The 21,168-nt window shown below is 70.8% G+C and carries 21 protein-coding genes and 1 tRNA gene; 11 read left to right on the forward strand and 11 right to left on the reverse strand.

Features of this window, described 5'->3' with window-relative positions:
• Positions 1–2: 2 nt before the first annotated feature.
• A tRNA-Ser gene (locus ACGF5O_RS17200) sits at positions 3–87 on the forward strand.
• A 45-nt stretch (positions 88–132) separates the two neighbouring features.
• Here ACGF5O_RS17200 and ACGF5O_RS17205 read toward each other — a convergent pair.
• On the reverse strand, positions 133–336 hold the full coding sequence (locus ACGF5O_RS17205; protein WP_393810704.1) for a PLDc N-terminal domain-containing protein: 204 nt from the start codon (positions 334–336) through the stop codon (positions 133–135).
• A gap of 211 nt (positions 337–547) precedes the next feature.
• On the opposite strand from ACGF5O_RS17205, the gene ACGF5O_RS17210 reads away from it, so the two are divergent.
• The 5 genes from ACGF5O_RS17210 to ACGF5O_RS17230 all read left to right on the forward strand — a co-directional run bounded on the left by ACGF5O_RS17210 (position 548) and on the right by ACGF5O_RS17230 (position 4,316).
• Complete coding sequence (locus ACGF5O_RS17210; protein WP_362580847.1) at positions 548–724, forward strand: hypothetical protein; 177 nt, start codon at positions 548–550, stop codon at positions 722–724.
• A gap of 17 nt (positions 725–741) precedes the next feature.
• On the forward strand, positions 742–1,035 hold the full coding sequence (locus tag ACGF5O_RS17215) for a Dabb family protein (RefSeq protein WP_393810705.1): 294 nt from the start codon (positions 742–744) through the stop codon (positions 1,033–1,035).
• A gap of 190 nt (positions 1,036–1,225) precedes the next feature.
• Positions 1,226–2,137, forward strand: a complete 912-nt coding sequence (locus tag ACGF5O_RS17220; protein WP_393810706.1) for an RNA polymerase sigma factor SigF — start codon at positions 1,226–1,228, stop codon at positions 2,135–2,137.
• 353 nt (positions 2,138–2,490) lie between these two features.
• Positions 2,491–3,417, forward strand: a complete 927-nt coding sequence (locus ACGF5O_RS17225) for an RNA polymerase sigma factor SigF (protein WP_393810707.1) — start codon at positions 2,491–2,493, stop codon at positions 3,415–3,417.
• Between the two features lie 146 nt (positions 3,418–3,563).
• Positions 3,564–4,316, forward strand: coding sequence for a hypothetical protein (locus tag ACGF5O_RS17230; protein WP_393810708.1), 753 nt, complete (start codon positions 3,564–3,566; stop codon positions 4,314–4,316).
• 115 nt (positions 4,317–4,431) lie between these two features.
• Here ACGF5O_RS17230 and ACGF5O_RS17235 read toward each other — a convergent pair whose 3' ends face one another.
• Positions 4,432–4,635 (reverse strand): hypothetical protein, encoded by a 204-nt coding sequence (locus tag ACGF5O_RS17235; RefSeq protein ID WP_393810709.1) that lies wholly within the window; start codon positions 4,633–4,635, stop codon positions 4,432–4,434.
• A 205-nt stretch (positions 4,636–4,840) separates the two neighbouring features.
• Between ACGF5O_RS17235 and ACGF5O_RS17240 the strand changes: the two genes are divergently transcribed.
• The 4 genes from ACGF5O_RS17240 to ACGF5O_RS17255 all read left to right on the forward strand — a co-directional run bounded on the left by ACGF5O_RS17240 (position 4,841) and on the right by ACGF5O_RS17255 (position 9,514).
• On the forward strand, positions 4,841–5,425 hold the full coding sequence (locus ACGF5O_RS17240) for a MarR family winged helix-turn-helix transcriptional regulator (protein ID WP_393810710.1): 585 nt from the start codon (positions 4,841–4,843) through the stop codon (positions 5,423–5,425).
• Positions 5,426–5,445: 20 nt separating this feature from the next.
• Positions 5,446–8,025 (forward strand): MFS transporter, encoded by a 2,580-nt coding sequence (locus ACGF5O_RS17245; RefSeq protein ID WP_393810711.1) that lies wholly within the window; start codon positions 5,446–5,448, stop codon positions 8,023–8,025.
• A gap of 139 nt (positions 8,026–8,164) precedes the next feature.
• Positions 8,165–8,986 (forward strand): YceI family protein, encoded by an 822-nt coding sequence (locus tag ACGF5O_RS17250; RefSeq protein WP_393810712.1) that lies wholly within the window; start codon positions 8,165–8,167, stop codon positions 8,984–8,986.
• A 54-nt stretch (positions 8,987–9,040) separates the two neighbouring features.
• Positions 9,041–9,514, forward strand: a complete 474-nt coding sequence (locus ACGF5O_RS17255; RefSeq protein WP_351485599.1) for a PPOX class F420-dependent oxidoreductase — start codon at positions 9,041–9,043, stop codon at positions 9,512–9,514.
• A 151-nt stretch (positions 9,515–9,665) separates the two neighbouring features.
• On the opposite strand, the gene ACGF5O_RS17260 is transcribed toward ACGF5O_RS17255, so the two are convergent.
• From ACGF5O_RS17260 to ACGF5O_RS17295, 8 genes are all read right to left on the reverse strand, one after another.
• A complete protein-coding gene (locus ACGF5O_RS17260; RefSeq protein WP_393810713.1) occupies positions 9,666–10,400 on the reverse strand; it encodes a TetR/AcrR family transcriptional regulator in 735 nt (244 codons plus the stop codon).
• A gap of 155 nt (positions 10,401–10,555) precedes the next feature.
• Entirely contained in the window at positions 10,556–11,938 is a 1,383-nt protein-coding gene (locus ACGF5O_RS17265) for an MFS transporter (protein ID WP_393810714.1), read from the reverse strand.
• A gap of 111 nt (positions 11,939–12,049) precedes the next feature.
• Entirely contained in the window at positions 12,050–14,350 is a 2,301-nt protein-coding gene (locus ACGF5O_RS17270; protein WP_393810715.1) for a glycosyltransferase family 39 protein, read from the reverse strand.
• On the reverse strand, positions 14,347–15,870 hold the full coding sequence (locus ACGF5O_RS17275) for a glycosyltransferase (RefSeq protein WP_393810716.1): 1,524 nt from the start codon (positions 15,868–15,870) through the stop codon (positions 14,347–14,349). The genes ACGF5O_RS17270 and ACGF5O_RS17275 overlap by 4 nt, the downstream gene beginning before the upstream one ends.
• A 14-nt stretch (positions 15,871–15,884) precedes the next feature.
• The gene (locus tag ACGF5O_RS17280) at positions 15,885–17,549 is read right to left on the reverse strand and encodes an ATP-binding protein (protein WP_393810717.1); all 1,665 of its coding nucleotides are present in this window, start codon (positions 17,547–17,549) and stop codon (positions 15,885–15,887) included.
• Positions 17,546–18,286, reverse strand: coding sequence for a response regulator transcription factor (locus tag ACGF5O_RS17285; protein WP_046727718.1), 741 nt, complete (start codon positions 18,284–18,286; stop codon positions 17,546–17,548). The genes ACGF5O_RS17280 and ACGF5O_RS17285 overlap by 4 nt, the downstream gene beginning before the upstream one ends.
• A 265-nt stretch (positions 18,287–18,551) precedes the next feature.
• Complete coding sequence (locus ACGF5O_RS17290; RefSeq protein WP_393810718.1) at positions 18,552–19,424, reverse strand: DUF2797 domain-containing protein; 873 nt, start codon at positions 19,422–19,424, stop codon at positions 18,552–18,554.
• 203 nt (positions 19,425–19,627) lie between these two features.
• On the reverse strand, positions 19,628–19,999 hold the full coding sequence (locus ACGF5O_RS17295; RefSeq protein WP_393810719.1) for an HGxxPAAW family protein: 372 nt from the start codon (positions 19,997–19,999) through the stop codon (positions 19,628–19,630).
• 158 nt (positions 20,000–20,157) lie between these two features.
• Between ACGF5O_RS17295 and ACGF5O_RS17300 the strand changes: the two genes are divergently transcribed.
• A complete protein-coding gene (locus ACGF5O_RS17300) occupies positions 20,158–20,649 on the forward strand; it encodes a MarR family winged helix-turn-helix transcriptional regulator (RefSeq protein WP_393810720.1) in 492 nt (163 codons plus the stop codon).
• Positions 20,650–20,699: 50 nt separating this feature from the next.
• Here the strand turns inward: ACGF5O_RS17300 and ACGF5O_RS17305 are convergent, their stop codons facing one another.
• On the reverse strand, positions 20,700–21,020 hold the full coding sequence (locus ACGF5O_RS17305; protein WP_393810721.1) for a GYD domain-containing protein: 321 nt from the start codon (positions 21,018–21,020) through the stop codon (positions 20,700–20,702).
• Between the last annotated feature and the right edge of the window lie 148 nt (positions 21,021–21,168).

Below are 21,168 nucleotides of genomic sequence, written 5' to 3' on the forward strand. Positions count from 1 at the left end.
TCGGTAGCGTGTCCGAGCGGCCGAAGGAGCTCGCCTCGAAAGCGAGTGTGGCGCAAGTCACCGAGGGTTCAAATCCCTCCGCTACCGCTGTCGTCTGAAGGGCGGCTCCGCATCGGAGCCGCCCTTCAGACGTTATGCCGTCGGCTCGGGGCGCTTGCCCGCGTAGTTCCAGACGAGGGCCCCGAAGACCGGGGTGTGCAGCAGGAACAGCAGCCAGAGCCACTTCGGGACGTACCTGACCCGCTCCGCCGGCGTGCGGACACAGTCCAGCAGTGCCGCCACGACGAACACGATCAGCAGGGCGACGAGCCCGAAGGCCACCGTTGTCATCAGCATCTGCGCTCTCCCTCTCGATCCCGGCCGACCCGGGTTCGCCTCCGTTGCCTCGGCCCTTCATCGGAGCGGACCCCGCGAGCGGTTCACGTTTCGGAGATTCGGAGAAAAAATCCGTCGCCTATCGCGCCGTTGGTCATACAAAACGATCGGAGGGTTACACTCGCGCCCGGCAACCGGGGGAACCCGGGGGAAGTGACAGGGGAGAGGCCAGGTGGCGGTGAACGCCAAGAAGATCGCCGTCTACGTACTCGTGATCTTCGCGCTCTACGTGATCATCACGGACCCGCCCAGGGCGGCAGACTGGGTCCAGATAGTCTTTCAGGGCATATCGGACGCCGCGAAGGCTGTCGGTGACTTCTTCACCTGGCTGGCCGACGGGGCGAAATAGACGCACCGGGAGTACCCATGATCCGCCACCTGGTCCTCTTCAAGCTCAACGAGGGCGTCCGGCGCGACGATCCGCAGGCCGTCGCGGGCGCCCAGGCCTTCGCCGACCTCGCCGGGCAGATCGAGGAGCTGCGCTCCTGGGAGTGCGGCTGGAACATCACCGAGCGCCCGATCGCGTACGACTTCGCGATCAACTCGGCGGTCGAGGACCGGGACGCGCTGAAGCGGTACCTGGAGCACCCGGCCCACCAGGCGGCCGCGGCGCAGTGGCGGGAGTTCGGCACGTGGGTGATCGCCGACTACGAGTTCTGAGCCGTACGGCGGCTTCCGGATCCTGAGCCCCTCGCCTGCCGGGCGGGGGGTTTTGCTGCGCCTTATGCCTCAACTTGCCCGTATTAATACCCAACACGACGTTACCAGGTGCTTGCACACAGTGCACATGTCTTGTGATGCTATGACCGCTTTTGACGGATGATTGACCGATGAAGAGGTGGCGTTGACCGTGTCGGCCAGTTCTGCGCCGCCCCAGGAAGAGGCGCCCGCCCCAGCCCAGACTCCCGCCCAGACTCCCGCCCAGGCTCCCGTCCAGACCCCCGCTCAGACTCCCGCCCAGCCCCCCGCCCAAGCCGCCGCACCCGCCCCGGAGAAGCGGCGGGGCGCCGACACCCGGGCGCTGACCCAGGTGCTCTTCGGTCAGCTCAAGGACCTCAGGCCGGGCACCCCGGAGCACAACCGCGTGCGCGCGGCGCTCATCGAGGCGAACCTCCCGCTCGTGCGCTACGCGGCGGCCCGCTTCCGCTCCCGCAACGAGCCGATGGAGGACGTCGTCCAGGTCGGCACCATCGGGCTCATCAACGCCATCGACCGCTTCGACCCGGACCGGGGCGTGCAGTTCCCGACCTTCGCGATGCCGACCGTGGTCGGCGAGATCAAGCGCTACTTCCGGGACAACGTCCGCACCGTGCACGTACCGCGCCGGCTGCACGAGCTGTGGGTCCAGGTCAACAGCGCGACCGAGGACCTGACCACCGCCTTCGGCCGGTCCCCCTCCACCGCCGAGATCGCCGAGCGGCTGCGGATCAGCGAGGAGGAGGTGCTCTCCTGCATCGAGGCCGGCCGGTCGTACCACGCGACCTCCCTGGAGGCCGCGCAGGAGGGCGACGGGCTGCCGGGCCTCCTCGACCGCATCGGCTACGAGGACCCGGCCCTGGACGGCGTGGAACACCGCGACCTGGTCCGCCACCTGCTCGTCCAACTCCCCGAGCGGGAGCAGCGGATCCTGCTGCTGCGCTACTACAGCAACCTCACCCAGTCCCAGATCAGCGCGGAGCTCGGCGTCTCCCAGATGCACGTCTCGCGGCTCCTGGCCCGCAGCTTCCAGCGCCTGCGCTCGGCCAACCGCATCGAGGCCTAGGGCCCGCCCCGGGGGCCGCTCCGGGGCCCACCGCGGGGGCCCGTTACCGGTCCGAGATCCGCCCCGGGGGACTTGGTGAGACCGTAACCGCAAACAGGATCGAGCCATCACCAGCGCGAGCGAATCGCTCACCAGCGCACTTCCCGACAGTTGAGGGGCGAAAAACCGTCAGACCCCCTTCTTCCAGGGCGGATTCACATCTCGCATGTCGACATGTCACTACAGCGTGTTGCCGACATGTGACATTCTGCCGGAAGCGCGTTTGCCGGGGCTCCGGCTCCGGTATTCAGGTGAAGGCATCGTTCCTAGCAGGGAACACCGCCGCGACCGTCCCGCGACCCAAAGGGGGTGGCATGTCCGCAGACCAGGGCAGCTCGAAGGTGCTCACGCCCACGAAAAGCGAGGCAGCGCCCAAGGAGCTCGACGCCATCGACGTGCTCGACAGCGTCGAAGGCGCCATCGACGGCGCTCCGGCGCTGGAGGCCACGCCGGCTCAGGAGCTTCCGGCCGTCTCCGAGAGCCTCGACACCCGCACCCTGTCCCGCTCCCTGTTCCTGCGCCTTGCCGCACTCGAAGAGGACAGCCCCGAGCGTGCCTACGTCCGGGACACCCTGATCGAACTCAACCTCCCCCTCGTGCGCTACGCGGCGGCCCGCTTCCGCAGCCGCAACGAGCCGATGGAGGACATCGTCCAGGTCGGCACCATCGGCCTGATCAAGGCGATCGACCGCTTCGACTGCGAACGGGGCGTGGAGTTCCCCACGTTCGCGATGCCGACCGTGGTCGGCGAGATCAAGCGGTTCTTCCGCGACACCTCCTGGTCGGTCCGCGTCCCGCGCCGCCTCCAGGAGCTGCGTCTGGCCCTCACCAAGGCCAGCGACGAGCTCTCCCAGAAGCTGGACCGCTCGCCGACGGTGACGGAGCTGGCGGCCGTCCTGGGCGTCTCCGAGGAGGACGTGGTCGACGGCCTCGCCGTCGGCAACGCGTACACCGCCTCCTCCCTCGACTCCCCGGCCCCCGAGGACGACGGCGGCGAGGGCTCTCTGGCCGACCGCCTCGGCTACGAGGACACGGCCCTTGAGGGCGTCGAGTACCGCGAGTCGCTCAAGCCGCTCCTCGCCAAGCTCCCGCCCCGCGAGCGCCGGATCATCATGCTCCGCTTCTTCGCGAACATGACCCAGTCCCAGATCGGCGAGGAGGTCGGCATCTCCCAGATGCACGTCTCCCGCCTGCTGACCCGCACCCTGGCCCAGCTCCGCGAGGGCCTGATCTCGGACTGAAGTCGCGCCTACGGGTTCCTTACTGACGGAGTGTCAGCCACACTGGCGCGATGCCTCTCCGCAGGACGCAGATCCGTAGGACAGCGAGGACAGCAAGGACACCGAGAGCGCCGAGAACACCGAGTGGCCGCCGGGCCGACGCCCCCGTGGTACCGGCGGCCGGTCCGACGCCTCGACGCAGGGCGCCGGGCGGCCGGTGGGGCACCGTCACGGCGGCCTCGGCGGTCGCCGCCTGCCTGGCCTCGGTACTCACGGCGTGCGCGGGCGGCGGCACCGGCGGCTATACGGCGGTGGGCGCGGCGGGCGCCGAACCGAGCACGTCGGCACGGCCCACGGGGTCGGTGACGCTGGTCCCGCTGGACGGCGCGAAGGGGACACGCGGCGACACGGCCGGCGAGTCGACCGGCGGTGCGGCATCCGGGTCCGCCGGATCGCCGGGCACGACCGGCACGACCAACTCCGTTGCAGGTCCGCCGGTTTCACCCCGGTCGTCCGCGCCCTCTTCTTCCCACGACGACGGCAGCAGGCCACCGCAGGGCGACCCGACAGCGCCGAACTCACCGCAACCGGGCAGCTCTTCGACCGCGCCCTCGCCCGCCGCCCTCACCTGGAGCACCCCCACCCGCGAGGCCACGGACCGGCGCTGGTGCGAGAAGGTGACCGTCGCCTTCACCAACTCCGGCGGGACGGCGGTCCGTTCCGGCACGGTCACGCTCGGCACCCACATCATCGACCTGCTGGGCATCGACTGGTCGACGGTCACCTCGACGGAGCCGCTGCCGGTCCCGGTCGCACCCGGCTCCCGCAAGGCCGGGGCCTGGACGGTCTGCGTGGACGACTGGCGGGTGCCGCTCGGCATGCACGTCGAGACCCGGGTCGCGACCGTCGACTGGAACTGAGCGACCGGGACCGGGACCGGGCACGACGAAAGCCCGGGGCACACGACCCCGGGTCCGCTTCGCCGTACCGTCAGCCCTCTTGCACGAGTTCCATGGGCTGCGTGAGCGGCACGAGCTACATGAGCGCGAGCCAGGCCACCGCCGCCACCACGACCACCACGGCGACGACGCCGAGGATCAGGCCGAGGCGCGGGCCGGAGGAGGAGTAGGTGGTCGCCGTCTGCTGAGGAGTCTGGGGGGCCTCGTCGACGAACGCGCGGAACATCTGGGTGCTGCCGGCGGGGTCGTGGTTGCCCTGGGGGCCCTGGGTGTTAGCCATGGCCCGAGACACTAGCGAATCCGGGTGTCCGGCCCAAGTGGGGGGCCTCCCGTGCACCCGACTCGTCCCACCTGCGTGTTTACGTTCGCAATACTTGCCTTTGCCAAGTTTTTATGCCCACCCCCGCCGATTTATTTGCCTGTGGCAACCAAGCAGTTCTATGGTTGCCCCAAGCAACGAATACGGTCGTGAGGAGGTGTGCGGGATGGCGAAGCAGGCCCAGTTCGAGGAGCTGGCGCGTCAGCTCAGCGCCGTCGGAGCCGTGAAGCGGGACCTGGGCCGCATTCTGCCGCCCGAGTGCCCGACCGGCTCGGCCGCGGTACTGACGCTGCTCGGCCGCCACGGCTCCATGCGCATGAGCAAGCTCGCCGAGCTGCTCGCCGTGGACATGTCCGTGACCAGCCGGCACGTGGCGCACGTCGCCGAGCGCGGCTGGATCGAGCGCTCCCCCGACCCGGCGGACAAGCGCTCCCGCATCCTGCACCTCACCCCCGCGGGCGAGGCGACCCTGGTGGACCTGTCCCGGCGCAGCACCGAGCTGCTCGCCGAGCGGCTCGGCGACTGGAGCGACGAGGAGGTCGACCAGCTGATCCGGCTGATGACCCGGCTCCGGGACAGCTTCGGCGACTGCCGGGCCACGGCCCCGCACGCCCGGCCCGCCGTCGGCACGGCGCCCGCCCCGGGCACGCCGAAGACCGCGGCCGAGGCCATGGACAAGGTCACGGTCGCCTCCGCCGCCCGCGCCCCCACGCCCGTACTCGAACCGACGACCACCCGTACACCCGCTTAAGACGTAGGAAAAGGAAGCCCATGGCAACGACCACACCAGCCGGTGTGCGGGCCCACGCCAAGCACGGGGGAGGCGGCGCCGTCAGCTCCGCCGAGCAGGCCCCGATGTCCCATCGGCAGATCATGGAAGCCCTCACCGGGCTGCTGCTCGGCATGTTCGTGGCGATCCTGTCGTCGACGATCGTCACCAACGCCCTGCCGCACATCATCGGCGACCTCGGCGGCGGCCAGTCCGCCTACACCTGGGTCGTCACCGCCTCGCTGCTGGCCATGACGGCCACCACCCCGCTGTGGGGCAAGCTCTCCGACCTGTACAGCAAGAAGGCGCTCGTCCAGATAGCCCTGGTCATATACGTCGCGGGCTCCATGGTCGCCGGTCTGTCGCAGAACCCCGGCATGCTGATCGCCTGCCGTGTCGTCCAGGGCGTCGGCGTCGGCGGTCTGTCGGCGCTCGCCCAGATCGTCATGGCCGCGATGATCTCGCCGCGCGAGCGCGGCCGTTACTCCGGCTACCTGGGCGCGACCTTCGCCGTCGCCACCGTCGGCGGCCCGCTGCTCGGCGGTGTCATCACCGACACCTCGTGGCTGGGCTGGCGCTGGTGCTTCTACGTCGGCGTCCCGTTCGCCGTCATCGCGCTGATCGTGCTGCAGAAGACCCTGCACCTGCCGGTCGTGAAGCGGGACGTCAAGGTCGACTGGGCCGGCGCGTTCTTCGTCGCCGCCGCCGTCTCGGTGCTGCTGCTCTGGGTCACCTTCGCCGGTGACAAGTACGACTGGATCTCCTGGCAGACGGGCGCGATGGTCGGCGGTTCGATCGTCCTCGGCCTGATCTTCGTCCTGGTCGAGTCGAAGGCCGCGGAACCCATCATCCCGCTGCGGCTGTTCCGCAACCGCACCATCACCCTGGCCTCGCTGGCCTCCCTGTTCGTCGGTGTCGCGATGTTCACCGGCACGGTGTTCTTCAGCCAGTACTTCCAGCTGGCCCGCGACAAGTCCCCGACGATGTCCGGTGTGCTGACCATCCCGATGATCGGCGGTCTGTTCATCTCCTCCACCGTCTCGGGGCAGTTCATCACCCGCACAGGACGCTGGAAGGCGTGGCTGGTCAGCGGTGGCGTGCTGGTGACGGCGGGCCTCGGCCTGCTCGGCACCATCCGCTACGACACGGCGTACTGGAAGATGGCCATCTTCATGGCGCTGATGGGCCTCGGCATCGGCATGATGATGCAGAACCTGGTGCTCTGCACGCAGAACCAGGTCGCCCCGTCCGACCTCGGCTCGGCCAGCTCCACGGTCACCTTCTTCCGGTCCCTCGGCGGTGCGGTCGGCGTCTCGGCGCTGGGCGCGGTGATGGCCAACCGGATCACGCACTACATCACGGACGGCATCGCCTCCCTCTCCCCCAAGTACCAGGCCGCCCTGGCCGGTTCCAGCTCGTCCACCGACAGCATCCCCGACCTGGGCAAGTACCCGAAGCCGGTGCGCACCCTCGTGGAGAGCGCCTACGGCCACGCCATCGCCGACGTCTTCCTGATCGCCGGCGGCCTCGCGGCCCTCGCGTTCCTGATCAGCCTGTTCATCAAGGAGGTCCCGCTGCGGACCAAGGGCGGACTGGCCCAGGCCGCCGAGGGCGACAACGCGGGCAGCCCGGAGACGGCACCCGTCCCCGTCACGGCTCCCCTCGCCGCTCCCGTCGCCGCCTCCGTCGAGGAGCAGCAGGTTCCCGGCTGGGCCGTCCCGGTCGTGAGCAGCAGCACGGAGGCCGCGGCCGCCCCGGAGGCCACCGGGCGGTTCACCGCCGTGGCCACCATCGCGGGTCCCGAGCAGTCGGCGGGCTCCGGCTCCACCCCGGTGCACGGCTACGTGCGCGGTGCCGAGAGCGCCCCGGTCGCACACGCCGCGGTCACCCTGATCTCGCTGTCCGGCCGCCAGCTGGGCCGCGCGGTCGCGGGCTTCGACGGTTCCTACCTGCTGGACGCGCCCGGTGCGGGCTCGTACGTGCTGATCGCCTCCGCCGACGGCTACCAGCCGCAGGCCGCCACGGTCGTGGTGGGCGAGGAGCCGGTGCCCTACGACATCCTGCTGAGCGGCACCAGCGGCCTGAGCGGTGTCGTCCGCGGCGCCGGGAGCGCGCTCCCGGTCAAGGACGCGATGGTCATCGTCACCGACGTGCGCGGCGACCTGCTGGCCACCGCGGCCACCGGTGAGCAGGGCGACTTCCGCTTCGGCGAACTGGTGCCGGGCGTCGTCACGGTCGCGGTGAACGCGGCCGGGTACCGGCCCCGCGCCCTGCCGGTCGAGATCGGCGCCACCGGGGTCACCCGGATCGAGGTCGACCTGGACGCCGGCGCCCAGCTCCAGGGTGTCGTACGGGCCCCGCACGGCCCGCTGGCCGACGCCCGCGTGACCCTGGTGGACGCGGCGGGCAACGTGGTCGGCACGTCCACCACCGGCCTGGACGGCGCGTACGCCTTCGCCGACCTGGACGGCGGCGACTACACGGTGATCGCGACGGGCTACCCGCCGGTCGCCACCGCCCTGAACGTCGCCGGTGCCGGTGTCGACGGCCACGACATCGAGCTCTCCCACCCGGGCGAGTAGTTCATACTCCGGCCCGTGGCGGGCGCGCCCACAAGGAGGCGCCCGCCGCGGGCCGGTTCCATAAGGCCAATTTGTAATCGTTTGACTGTAAGACCACATGACTGTTCGAGTGTTCGAGCTTTTTGCAGGGAGAAACGGGATGGGACTGACCGCGAGGATCCGCACCCGGGACGGATGGGCCGTGTCGCACGCGGTCGTCACGGTGACCGACATGACAGGCAGCCAGGTGCTGCGCGCCGAGGCCGACGACGAGGGCACGGTGCGCGACCCGAACCCGCTCGCGCCGGGGGCGTACACCGTCATCGTCACGGCCCTGGGCTACGCGCCCGCCGCCTCCAGCGCCATCGTCACCGCGAGCGGCCGGGCCGAGATCGGCACGGTGACGCTGGCGCGGCAGGGCGGCACCGAGCTGCCCCCGCCCGGCCCCTGGACGGTGGACCCCGCGCACTCCACCGTGGGCGCGGTCGCCCAGCACCTGGGCATCTCCAGCGTCCGCGGCCGGTTCACGGACTTCGCCGTGGGGATCGAGATCGCCCCCGACGACGTCACCAAGTCCCGCGTCCATGCGGTCATCCGGGCCGCCTCCATCGACACCGGCAACGGGATGCGCGACACCCACCTGCGCTCCGCCGACTTCCTCGACATCGAACGCCACCCCGAGATCACCTACACCTCGACGGGCCTGACGGCGGCCGGCTCCGACCGCTGGACGGTGCACGGCGAGCTCTCGCTGCACGGTGTCGTACGGCCGGTCGACCTCGCCCTCTCCTACCTGGGCACCGGCGCCGACCCGTGGGGCGGCACCCGCGCCGCGTTCCGCGCGACGACGGAGCTGCACCGCGAGGACTTCGCCATGAACTACAACCAGGTCGTCCAGGTCGGCATCGCCGCCATCGGCACCACCCTCAAGATCGAGCTGGAGATCCAGGCCGTCCAGGGCGAGTCACTGCCCCAGTCCTGAACATGAGCCCGCCAGGGACAGGCTGAGCGGGGCCGGCGCCCCTAGGCTGACGCCATGGCACCGAACATCGCGACGAACACCGCCGTCTCCCTCGACGAACTGCTGGACTTCGTACGACCCCGCCACCGCGCGATCCTGCTCACCCGGCGCGCCGACGGCAGCCCGCAGGGGTCGCCGCTGACCTGCGGGGTCGACGACTCCGGGCGCATCGTCGTCTCCACGTACCCCGAACGGGCCAAGACGCGGAACGCCAAGCGGGACGAGCGGGTCAGCCTGCTCGTCCTGAGCGACGACTGGAACGGGCCCTGGGTGCAGGTGGACGGACGCGCCGAGGTGATCGACTCCCCCGAGTCGGTGGAGCCGCTGGTGGAGTACTACCGGAACATCGCCGGGGAGCACCCGGACTGGGACGAGTACCGGGCGGCGATGGTGAAGCAGGGCAAGTCCATCATCCGGGTGACACCGGAGAAGTGGGGGCCGGTGGCCACCGGGGGCTTCCCGGCGCGGCTGGCTTCGCCTGACGCCTAGTGGGGCGGGGGTGCGGTTCGGTGCGCGACTGCGGGTCGTGCGTGGTTGCTCGCGCAGTTCCCCGCGCCCCTGAAAAACAAGGGGTGCCGCCGGAGCGCCCCGTCAGGGGCGCGGGGAACCGCGCGACCAGCCCCCACGCACCCGCAGCCGGTCACGCGCCCTTTTCCACCATCGCCTCGATGCCGGCGATCAGCAGGTCCAGGGCGAACGTGAAGTCCCTGTCCAGCATCTCGGCGACGGTGTCGCCGCCCCTCGCCGCCATGAGGTCCCGGGACTCCTCGATGATCTGTGCCGTCGCCGGGGTCTCGGTCACCGCGTTCATCGCGGTGTTGAAGTACTCGTCCTGGGTCATGCCCGCCGCCGCCACGCGCTCGGCGAAATGGCCCTCGATCGTGCCGTAGCCGTAGACGAACTGGAAGACGGCCGAGATCGCGCCGGTCACGCCGTGGGCGGGCAGGCCGGCGCGGCGGACCACCTGCTGGACCACCCGGGAGAAGGCGAGCGAGTGGGGGCCGATGTTGAGGTAGCGGCCGGCCAGCGGGGAGAGCCAGGGATGGCGGACCAGCAGGGCGCGGTACTCGGTGGCCAGCGCCCGCAGCTGCTCCCGCCAGTCGCCGACGGCGGCGTCGGGCAGGGCCAGCTCGCCGAAGGCCGCGTCCAGGGCGAGTTCGAGCAGGTCGTCCTTGGTGTCGACGTACCAGTACACGGACATGGCGGTCACCTTCAGCTCGGCCGCCAGTCGCCGCATGGAGAACCTGTCGAGCCCGTCGGCATCGAGGAGCCGCACGGTGACGGAGGTGATCCTGGCCCGGTCCAGCCCCGACGGCTGCCCACTACGCCCGCCCTTACCGGCCTTCTCCTCCAGCCACACACTGGCCCGCGCCATAGACACACCTTCCTCCACGACCACTTCCAAAGATGCTAGAACTCCAACGCCCCTGAAAGGGGCGCGGGACTGTGTCCGATATGCGGCTCCGCCGCGTGGGCGCGACCAGCCACAATCCACCCGCACCCGCCGATGGACAAGTACCCCCCACCCCCTCAGACGACATTCTTCTCCGCCTTCCTGAGAAGCCCCGCCGCCACAAAACCCCCGGCGACGACGGCAACGGCCCCCACCAGTTGCCCCGCCCCCAACCCCGCCGACAACGACTTCCCCGACGCCACCGAAGAGCTCAGGACCGCTCCGAGCACGGCCACCCCCAACCCGTTCCCGAACTCCGCCAGCGTGCCGTTGATCCCGGCCCCCACCCCGGCCTTCTCCGGAGGAATCGCCCCCATGATGGCGTGCGCCATCGCCGGGTTGGCGAGCGCGCACCCCGCCCCGATCAGCAGCAGCCCGAGCAGCGTGCCACCGTAACCGCTCGCGTCCAGTACGGCGATGGAGACCAGGCCCAGCGACATCAGCAGCATGCCGAGCGCGATCGCGACCGGAGTGCCCAGCCGCGTCGCCCACCTGGCCGACAGGCCGCTGAAGTTGAGGACGACGACCGTCAGCGCGAGCGGCGCCGTCCGCAGGCCGGCCTCCAGCGCGCCGTAGCCGAGGACCAGTTGCAGGTGCTGGGTGAGCAGGAACAGCGCGCCGCCCATGCCGAAGGTGATGAGGACCGCGCCGGCGACCGCACCCGTGAAGCGGCGGTCCCGGAAGAAGTGCGGGTCGAGCATGGGGTACGGGATCCGGCTCTCCCAGTACCCGAAGAGGCTCAGCGCCAGTACCGCCACGGCGGCCGTGCCCAGCACCCGCGCCGACGTCCAGCCGTGTTCCGGGCCGGAGATGATCGCGAAGACCAGCGCGGCCATGCCGACCGTGGAGAGCAGCGCGCCGAGCAGGTCGGGCCGGTCGCCCTGCGGGTTCCTGGATTCGGGGACCAGGGCGATGACGGCGGCCAGGGCCAGCGCCGCCACCGGGAGGTTGATCAGGAAGATCGCACCCCACCAGAAGTGGTTGAGCATGAACCCGCCGATCAACGGCCCGGCGGCGAAGCCCAGCGCGTTGACGGCACTCCAGATGCCGATGGCCCTGGGCTGCTCGTCGGGGGTGAAGATCTGCATCGCCACGGCCAGGGTCGTCGTCAGCAGCAGCGCGCCGCCCACGCCCATGCCGGCCCGCGCCGCGACCAGTTGGCCGGTGGTGCCGGCCAGGCCCGCGGCCAGCGAACCCACCCCGAACAGGACCAGACCCGCGACCAGCATCTTCTTGCGGCCGTAGCGGTCGGCCGCGCTGCCCGCGGTGAGCAGCAGGCCGGACTGGACGAGTGAGTACGCGTTGATCATCCACTGGATGTCGGCGGTGGTCGCGTGCAGTTCCCGGGTGAGGGAGGGGATGGCCACGTTGAGGACGGTGTTGTCGAGCAGCACGGTGAGCTGCGCCAGACAGATCACACCGAGGATCAGCCAGCGCTGGGGGTGGCCCTGAGAAGTCATGTTGTACACCGTAAGGCAGCTCTTATACGACGTACAACAGCGATACCCCGGGCACGGCAAAGGGCGGTGACCTGGGAGGTCACCGCCCTTGCGCCGCTGTTCAGGAGTCCGTCAGCTGGTGCTCGCCTTCTGCGTGAGGTCGTAGAAGGTGGACGAACCCACCGTCACCTTCTTGAAGTTCTTCTCGACCCAGGAGCTGATCTGCGAGGACGTGCCGCTGCTGCTGCCGCCCATGCCGCCTCCGGTGCCGGAGGAGATGAAGTAGTGGATCTTGCCTTCGGTCACGTACTTCTTGAACTGGGCCAGCGTCGGGGACGGGTCGGTGCCGTTGAAGCCGCCGATCGCCATCACCGCGTCGCCGGTGGAGAGCTGGTAGCTCGCCGCGTTCTGGGCGCCGATGGCCGCCGCGACCCAGGTGTACTGGGCGGAGTTCTTCTGCAGCAGCGCCTTGGCCTCGGAGGAGACGGTCGCGCCGTTCAGCAGACCGCCGACGCCACCGCCCATACCGCCGCCCATGCCACCGGCCTCGCCCGTCCGGGTACCGCCCGGGAAGCCGCCGGTGCCGTTCTGCGTGGTGCCGTTGCCGCCCTGCTGGTTCTGACCCGGCATACCGCCACCGAAGCCGCCGGTACCGCCGGTACCACCGGTACCGCCACCCGGGAAGCCGCCGGTGCCGTTCTGGCCCTGGCCTTGGCCTTGGCCCTGGCCCTGAGTGGTGCCGTTGCCGCCCTGCTGGTTCTGGCCGAAGCCGCCACCGCCGCCCGTGCCACCGCCGAAGCCACCTCGGCCGCCGCCACCGCCGCCGAAGCCCATCATGCTCGCGCCCGCCGGACCGGCCGTCGGGATGGAGCCGGTGTGCGCGGAGTTGACCGTGGAGAAGGTGTACGCCGTCGGGCCCGCCAGCGCGGCCAGCAGGCCGACCGCGGCCGCGCCGAGGGCGAGCTGCCGCGAGATCCGGCCCGCGAAGACCAGGCCGAGCGCGGCGGCCAGACCGCCGATCAGGACCAGGTACTTCAGCCAGGGCAGGTAGCTGGAGGTGCGGTTGAGGAGGACGTAGCCCCAGACCGCGGCCGAGACCACGGCGGCGGCGAGGGTGATCGACGCCCACAGCTCCGCGCGCTTCTCCCACAGCAGTCCCGCGCCCATGCCGACCACGGCGGCGATGTAGGGGGCGAGGGCGACCGTGTAGTACTGGTGGAAGATGCCCGCCATGTAGCTGAACACGATCATGGTGATCAGCAGCGAGCCGCCCCAGACCAGGAACGAGGCCCGGGTCACCGAGGTCCGCTTCAGCTTGCGGGTCGCCACCAGACCGGCGGCGAGGAGGATCAGCGCGGCCGGGATCAGCCAGGAGATCTGGCTGCCGATCTCCGAGTTGAACATCCGGTCCCAGCCGGTCTCGCCCCACTGGCCGGAGCCGGTGCCGCCGCCACCGCCGCCGACGCTGCCGGTCTCGTCGCCGCTGATGCGGCCGAGGCCGTTGTAGCCGAAGGTCAGCGACAGGAAACTGTTGTCCTGGGAGCCGCCGATGTACGGGCGGGAGGAGGCCGGCCACAGCTCGACGATCGCCACCCACCAGCCGGCGGAGACGACCAGCGCGACCGTCGCCAGGGCGAGCTGCCCGATCCGCTTCTTCAGCTTGTGCGGGCCGACGGCCGCGTACACGAACGCCAGCGCCGGCAGGATCAGGAAGGCCTGGAGCGTCTTGGCGAGGAAGGCGAAGCCGATCGCCACACCCGCCCACACCAGCCACTTCGTCCGCCCGTCCTCGACGGCCCGGACCACGAAGTAGCAGGCCAGCGCCATCAGCAGGGCCAGCATGGCGTCCGGGTTGTTGAACCGGAACATCAGCGCCGCGACGGGGGTGAGCGCGAGCACGGCGCCCGCGATCAGGCCGGCCGCGGGGCTGAACCGGCGGCGCACGGAGGCGTGGACGACCGCGACCGTGCCGACGCCCATGAGGACCTCGGGGCCGAGGATCGTCCAGGAGTTCAGGCCGAAGATCCGGGCCGCGATCTCCATCGGCCACATGAACGCCGAGGGCTTGTCGACGGTGATCGCGTTGCCCGCGTCCAGCGAGCCGAAGAACATCGCCTTCCAGCTCTTGGTGCCGGCCTGGACGGCGGCCGAGTAGAAGGAGTTGGAGTAGCCGTTGACGCTCAGGTTGTAGAAGTACAGCACCGCGGTGGCGAGCAGCAGGCCGAAGAAGGCCGGGCGCGCCCAGCGGGGGTCCTCGGGCCGGCCGCGCCACAGTCTCCGTACGAACGGCTGCTCGGGCTCACCCGCCCCGGGGGCCGGTGCCGGTACGGCGGCCTCCTGGGCGTCCGGCGCGTGCTGCGGCCGCGGGGGAGCCGTGGGGGGCGCGGTCGGGGGCGGGCCCCACTGGGCCGCGTGATCGGTGTCGGTGCTCATCGGGGGTCCCCCGGCTCGGTGTCGTGGGGGCGCACCGGCTGCAACTGCATGGTGCTGTCCCTCCAGGTGCCGTCCGCGGCTTCACCGGCGCGGAACTGGGTGGTCGTGGTGCCGTTCTGGGCGTACGGCTGGTGCGACGGGCGCTGCGGGAGCGGGCCCTGCGGCTGGTACGGCTGCGGGTACTGCTGGTATCCGCCGGTCGTGTACGTCGCGGAGGACGGGTTGTGCTGAGCCACGACCGTCGACTCCTGCCGGTCGGTGCCGGTGCCGGTACCGGTGCCGTCGCGGTCCGGGAAGACCCAGGCGCGGAAGAGCAGGAAGCGCAGCACGGTCGCCGCGAGGTTGGCCGCGATCAGCACCGCCAGCTCGGTGGAGTGCGCCGGGTCGCTGCTCGCCGCGTTCAGGGCGGCGAGGGAGCCACTGGTCAGCGCGAGGCCGATGCCGAAGACGACCAGGCCCTGCGCCTGGTGCCGGACCGCCCCGCCCCGGCCGCGCACCCCGAAGGTGAGGCGCCGGTTGGCGGCCGTGTTCGCCACCGCCGACACCAGCAGCGCGAGCGCGTTGGCGACCTGCGAGCCGGAGAACTCCCGGAAGAGGCTGTAGAGGACCAGGTAGAAGAGGGTCGACAGGCCGCCGACCACGCAGAACCCGACGAGCTGCTGGGCCAGGCCCTTCGGCACGTCCTGGATGTCGCGGTCGCGCGGGTCGTCACCGAACGGGCGGGCGATCCGGTCCAGCGGCAGCGAACCGGTGGCCAGCGCCTTGCCGACCCGCCACACGCCCTTGAGGTCCTCGGTGGCCGTCTTCACGATGTGCACGGTCGAGTCCGGGTCGTCGACCCAGTCGACGGGCACCTCGTGGATACGGAGCCCGGCGCGCTCGGCGATCACCAGCATCTCGGTGTCGAAGAACCAGCCGGTGTCCTCGACCATCGGCAGCAGCACCTGCGCGACATCGCGCCGGATCGCCTTGAAGCCGCACTGCGCGTCCGAGAAGCGGGCCTGCAGCGAGCCGCGCAGGATCAGGTTGTACGAGCGGCTGATGAACTCCCGCTTGGCGCCGCGCACCACGCGCGACGAGCGGGCCAGCCGGGAACCGATCGCCAGGTCGGAGTGGCCGGAGATAAGCGGCGCCACCAGCGGCAGCAGCGCGTTCAGGTCGGTCGACAGGTCCACGTCCATGTACGCGAGGATCGGCGCGTCCGAGGCCGACCAGACGGTCCGCAGCGCCCGGCCGCGGCCCTTCTGCTCCAGCCGGAACGACTTGACCTCGGCGATCTCCGCCTCCAGCTGCTTGGCCACCTGGGGCGTGGTGTCCGTGGACGCGTTGTCCGCGATGGTGATGCGGTACGCGTACGGGAACGTTCGCTTGAGGTGGTCATGCAGTCTGAGGACGCATGGGCCGAGGTCCTTCTCCTCGTTGTAGACGGGGATCACTACGTCCAGGACAGGCGTACCGGCGTTACCGGCCGGGAGGTGCTCCCGCGCCGGCAGGGTGCCGGGAGAAGAGTCGGTTCGCATGGCATCGACTCTCGTCAAGCGCCCTGTTGCACCCATGTGGTGGCACTGTGCTGTGCCTGTGAGTGCGATTGCCAGTTCGTTTCGGGGGACGGCTGCGGGACCGCCGGAGCAAGCGCCGGCAGATACAGCGTGAACACCGTGCGGCCCGGAACGCTGTCCACGGTGACGGCGCCGCCGTGTGCGGTCGCGACGGCCTGCACGATGGCGAGCCCGAGACCGGTGGAGCCCGTGGACCGCGAGCGCGCGGAGTCACCGCGCGCGAACCGCTCGAAGACGTGCGGCAGCAGGTCCGGTGGGATGCCCTGCCCGTTGTCCTCCACGTCCACGCACAGCCACGGCCCGCGCCGCTGGATGCGGGCGGTGACGGTGGTCCCCGGCGGGGTGTGCTTGCGCGCGTTGCCGAGCAGGTTGATCAGCACCTGCTGGATCCGGGCCGCGTCGGCGGCGACCAACGCCGGCTCGTCGGGCAGGTCGAGGCGCCAGTTGTGGTCCATGCCTGCGGCACGCGTGTCGCTGATCGTGTCGACGACGAGCGGGATGAGGTCGGTGTGCTCGAACTGCAGCGGACGCCCGGCGTCCAGCCGGGCGAGCAGCAGCAGGTCCTCCACGAGGAGGGTCATCCGCCCGGCCTCGGACTCGATACGGCCGAGGGCGTGCCGGGTGTCGGGCCCGACCTGCTCCCGTCCGCGCCGGGTGAGTTCGGCGTACCCGCGGATGGAGGCGAGCGGGGTCCGCAGCTCGTGACTGGCGTCGGCGACGAACTGCCGTACCCGCATCTCGCTCTGCTGGCGGGCGTGCAGGGCGCCGTGCACGTGGTTGAGCATCCGGTTGAGCGCGGAGCCGACCTGGCCGACCTCGGTGTGCGGGTCGCACTCCGTCTCCGGGACGCGCTCGCTGAGGTTCACCTCGCCGGTGTGCAGCGGGAGTTCGGAGACCCGGGTGGCGGTGGTGGCGACCCGGCGGAGGGGGCGGGTGGCGACGTTGACCATCACGGTGCCGGCCAGGGCGGCGGCGATGAGGCCGGAGGCGGTGAGGCTGATCTCGACGATGATCAGGGTGTTGATGGTGCCGTCGACGTCGGAGGTCGGGATACCGACGTAGTAGGTGCCGCTCTCGTTGCTCGTGGACTTGACCAGGTAGGTGCCGAGGCCCGGCATCTCCACGCTGTGGGTCTTCTGGTCCTGGGCGACGGAGTTGAGCACCTTGAGCTGGGTGTCCGTGAGCGGCTTGGCGCTCATCGAGAAGGTCTCGGTGGACTTCACGCCCCGCTTGGAGTCGGTGATGGTGCCGTTCTGGACCGTGGCCGCGATGGTGCCGTCCGGCTGGGGACCCGTCACGAAGTCGGAGAGGTCGGTCGTCCCGTCGGCTTTCTGCTGCTGATTCGGCCCGGTACTACCGGTGCCCGAGGTCGTCCCGGTCCCGGTTCCGTTGCCGGTGCTCTTGGGCCGGCTGCCGAGCGGGCCGCCGAAGTCGCGAGGCGCCACGCGCGCCGCGACCTCGCCCAGTTTCCCTTCCAGCTGCCCGTAGAGGTGATCGCGCAGCACCAGGGTCGTGACGGTCCCGATCACCGCGCAGACCACGGCGATCAGTGTCACGGACACGACGACGAGCCGGGTCCGCAGGGTGCGCGGCTTTCCCGCTCGCCGCTTCTGCGTACGCGGCCGTCGTCGCCCGCTCATGACGCGGCGGGCTTGATCAGGTAGCCGGCGCCACGCCGGGTGTGGATCATGGGCTCGCGCCCGGCGTCTATCTTCCTGCGCAGGTACGAGATGTAGAGCTCGACCACGTTGGCCTGCCCGCCGAAGTCGTACGACCACACGCGGTCGAGTATCTGGGCCTTGCTGAGCACCCGCCGCGGGTTGCGCATCAGGAAGCGCAGCAGCTCGAACTCGGTGGCGGTGAGGTGAATGCCCTCCCCGGCCCGCGAGACCTCGTGGCTGTCCTCGTCCAGGGTGAGGTCACCGACGACGAGCACGGAGTCGGACCGCCGGTCGGCCGCACCGGAGCGGCGGATCAGCCCGCGCAGCCGGGCCACGACCTCTTCGAGGCTGAAGGGTTTGGTGACGTAGTCGTCGCCGCCCGCGGTGAGCCCCGCGATCCGGTCCTCGACCGCGTCCTTCGCGGTCAGGAACAGCACCGGCACGTCCGGCAGTTCGCGCCGCAGGCGCCCCAGCACGGTGAGGCCGTCCATGTCGGGCAGCATCATGTCGAGGACGACGGCGTCGGGGCGGAACTCCCGGGCGGTCTGGATGGCGCCCTGGCCGTCGCCCGCACTCCTGATCTGCCAGCCCTCGTAACGAAGAGCCATGCTCAGAAGTTCGGTGATCGACAGCTCGTCGTCCACCACAAGCACTCGGACGGGGCTCCCGTCCGGCCTCAGCAGTTCGGTGCGCCCCTGGGGCGAGGTCGTGGTCATGGTGGACACCTTGTCGGGGTCCTCTGAGAACACGCTTTCAGTAATCTGTGTTTTCCCTAAGAAACGCACAGGCGCCTCTCAGGGAACACCTGGGAATCCCATCAGGCGTGCATGAACTCGTGATCACGCCCGGCCCCGGCTGTGCGGACCGTGTACGTCCGGTGTGTCCGTCGGGGCGTGCATGAAGCGCCGATGAACCGCTGATGAGAGCGTACCGACCCGGCGCGGTTCCCGCGCGGGGAGGACTTCCGGACCCTGCCCCCACTCAGAAGAGCCCGTCCTGCGGAGCCTCGAACTCCCTTACCGGCAGCCGGAGTTGGTCTTCCTCCTCACCCCCGGCGGCGGTCAGCTCCCAGCCGGGCAGCAAGCGTGTGTCGAGGACGACGACACCGCGCCGGGTGGCCAGGTGCAGATCCGGCCCGGCCGCCGCGACCAGCTCACCGCTCACCACGCCACCGGGCACCAGCCCGGCCACCTCACCGACGGCTGCGGCCACCCCCGCCAGCCCGAACACCGCCATGTGATCGACGACTTGGCACGGCTCCGGGACCAGCGACTCGGGCCAGCCGCCGAGCGCGACAGCAAGCGCGTGCAGTCCCTCGACCTCCACCGCCCGCTCGGCCCGGGTCGCCGGCAGCAGGGCGCGTACGACGCGCTTGTCGCCGTACGGGATCCGGTCCGGCACCCGGAGCGCGGCCCGCAACAGCTCCTCGGCCCGCCGCGCGGCCATCAGCGGCCCGGCGCCCAGCCAGCTGAAGCTCACGGCGCCCTGCTCCAGCAGCCGGGCCGACCCGCGCTCGACCGCCGTGATCCCCACCTTGACCAGGCCGGGCCCGAACCACGCCAGATACACGTGGTACGGCCGGGGATCGTCGGCGATGGTGTCGGCGGCCACGGAGTGCGCCCGGTCCAGCCGCGCACACTCCTCGCACCGGGCTCCGGTACTCCTGCCCGACACGGGTGTCCGGGCCGGACAGGCATGCCCGCGCGCCCCCACGCACTCCCGCACACCCCCTTCCGCGACCCCGAAGGCCACCCGCTTCCCCCACCCGAGCGGACTGCGGCGCCCACCGCTCCACCGCAGCACGGGCCCGTCGTCCGACCACCGCAGCCCCGAGCATTTCCACACCTGTGCCATCACTTGCGAGGGTAGAGGGCGGCACTGACAACGAGCATGCGCGCGAGGGCCAGCGGGGACGGCCGGAACCCTCAGGCCGGTCGGCACAGGGGGACGAGATCCTCGGGCCGGCCGAACGGCGGGCTCCTCAACCCCCTCCCGATCAACCCGTCCCGCTCAGCCTCTCCCGCGTCCCGCTCAGCCTCTCCCGTCCCGCGTCCCGCTCAGCCGCGGGCCTCCGCGGTCGCCGTCGGCTCCGTCTCGCCGGCGCCGGACACCGGCTGGAGCGCGGACGCGGTACGCCGCCCCCGGCCCGCCAGCCGACAGGAGACGCATCCGGGGTGGCCGTCGCGGGCGCCGGTGTCGCGCACCCGGAGGGGCCACTGCGCCCGGGGCCGCGGGCCCGGCGGCTTGCCCCACCCCGCGAGATGCAGATACCAGGTGACCAGGACGCTCACGACACACACCGCGAGCCCCGCGACCAGGGCGACGGCCGAGACCGTACACACCCCCAGCCCCAGCACACCGCTTCCCACGGTCGCGATCGCGGTACCGGTCCACCCTGCCACCGTGTGGCCTTCGTCGTGCTGACTCACGTACCCGCCTCCCCTTCATAGGCAGCGGAAACACCCAGTCCGACGCGAGGACGACTAGAATCCCTCACCGGGTGAGAAATTTACTCCCCATACCTCTCACGCGCTAAGGGAATCTGCGGATCCGCAGGGACCGGATCCGCAGGGAAACGGGAACGACGATGCACGGCAAGCCGCGACCGCCCGCAGACCCGGCCCGGGCGCTGTCCGCCATGGACCACCTCATCGCGGCCCACGTGATCGGCCAGCAGGAACTGGCCCGGCGGCTCGGGGTGAACGTCACGGACCTCACCTGCTTCGCCTTCGTCCTGGAGGCGGGCGACGACCTGCTGACCGCGGGCGACCTGGCCGCCCGCGCCCACGTGACGACCGGCGCGGTGACGGGCATCCTCAACCGCCTCGAACGCGCGGGCTACGTCACCCGCCGCCCCGACCCCGACGACCGCCGCCGGGTCCGCGTCGCCGCGGTCCCGGAAGCCGTCACCCGGGTCGAGGCGGTCTACGCCGGCCACTACGCCCGCCTCACCGAACTGTTCGCCGACTACACCCCCGACGAACTAGCCATCCTCACCGACTGGTTCACCCGCGCGACCACCCTCGCCCACGACTACCTGGAGAAACTCAACAGAAACGACCCGGCGACCCCCTGCTGAACCCGCACAAAGCCGCCCGCCACCTGGTGCCCCCTGGAGCCGCGAGCAGCTCACGCCCCCGGAGGACGAAAAGCGACCTGCCGACGAGCGGCCTCGTCGATCTCGTCGAGAGTGAGCAGGGGCGTGGCCCGGGTACGAAGCGCACCGCTCGCCTTGACGCTGAGGCTGACAGCGGCCATGGAGACCGCGTCCGGGAAGTCGAGGATGCACACGAAGTCGTCCTCCCCGAAGGCGAAATACATCGCCTCGACGGTCCCCCCGAGCCCGGCCACGACATCCTCGACGGCAGCCCGCCGCCCACTCCCCCCTTCCTTGAGCACGCCCTTCGTCCCCTCGGGCGTATAGGTGGCCTGAATGAGGAACTTCGGCATGGGTCACTCCCTGCCCGCGATCTGTCCGGTCCGTAGAAGGGCCTTCCCACCCCTGCGCCACAGCCCGATCCGCGAACGCCCGGATTCACCCGTAAGCCACATCGACATGCGCTTGCACCGCCCCGGCGGCCCCACAGCGCAAAGGGGT

Source organism: Streptomyces sp. NPDC048291 (assembly GCF_043201715.1).
Taxonomy (GTDB): domain Bacteria; phylum Actinomycetota; class Actinomycetes; order Streptomycetales; family Streptomycetaceae; genus Streptomyces.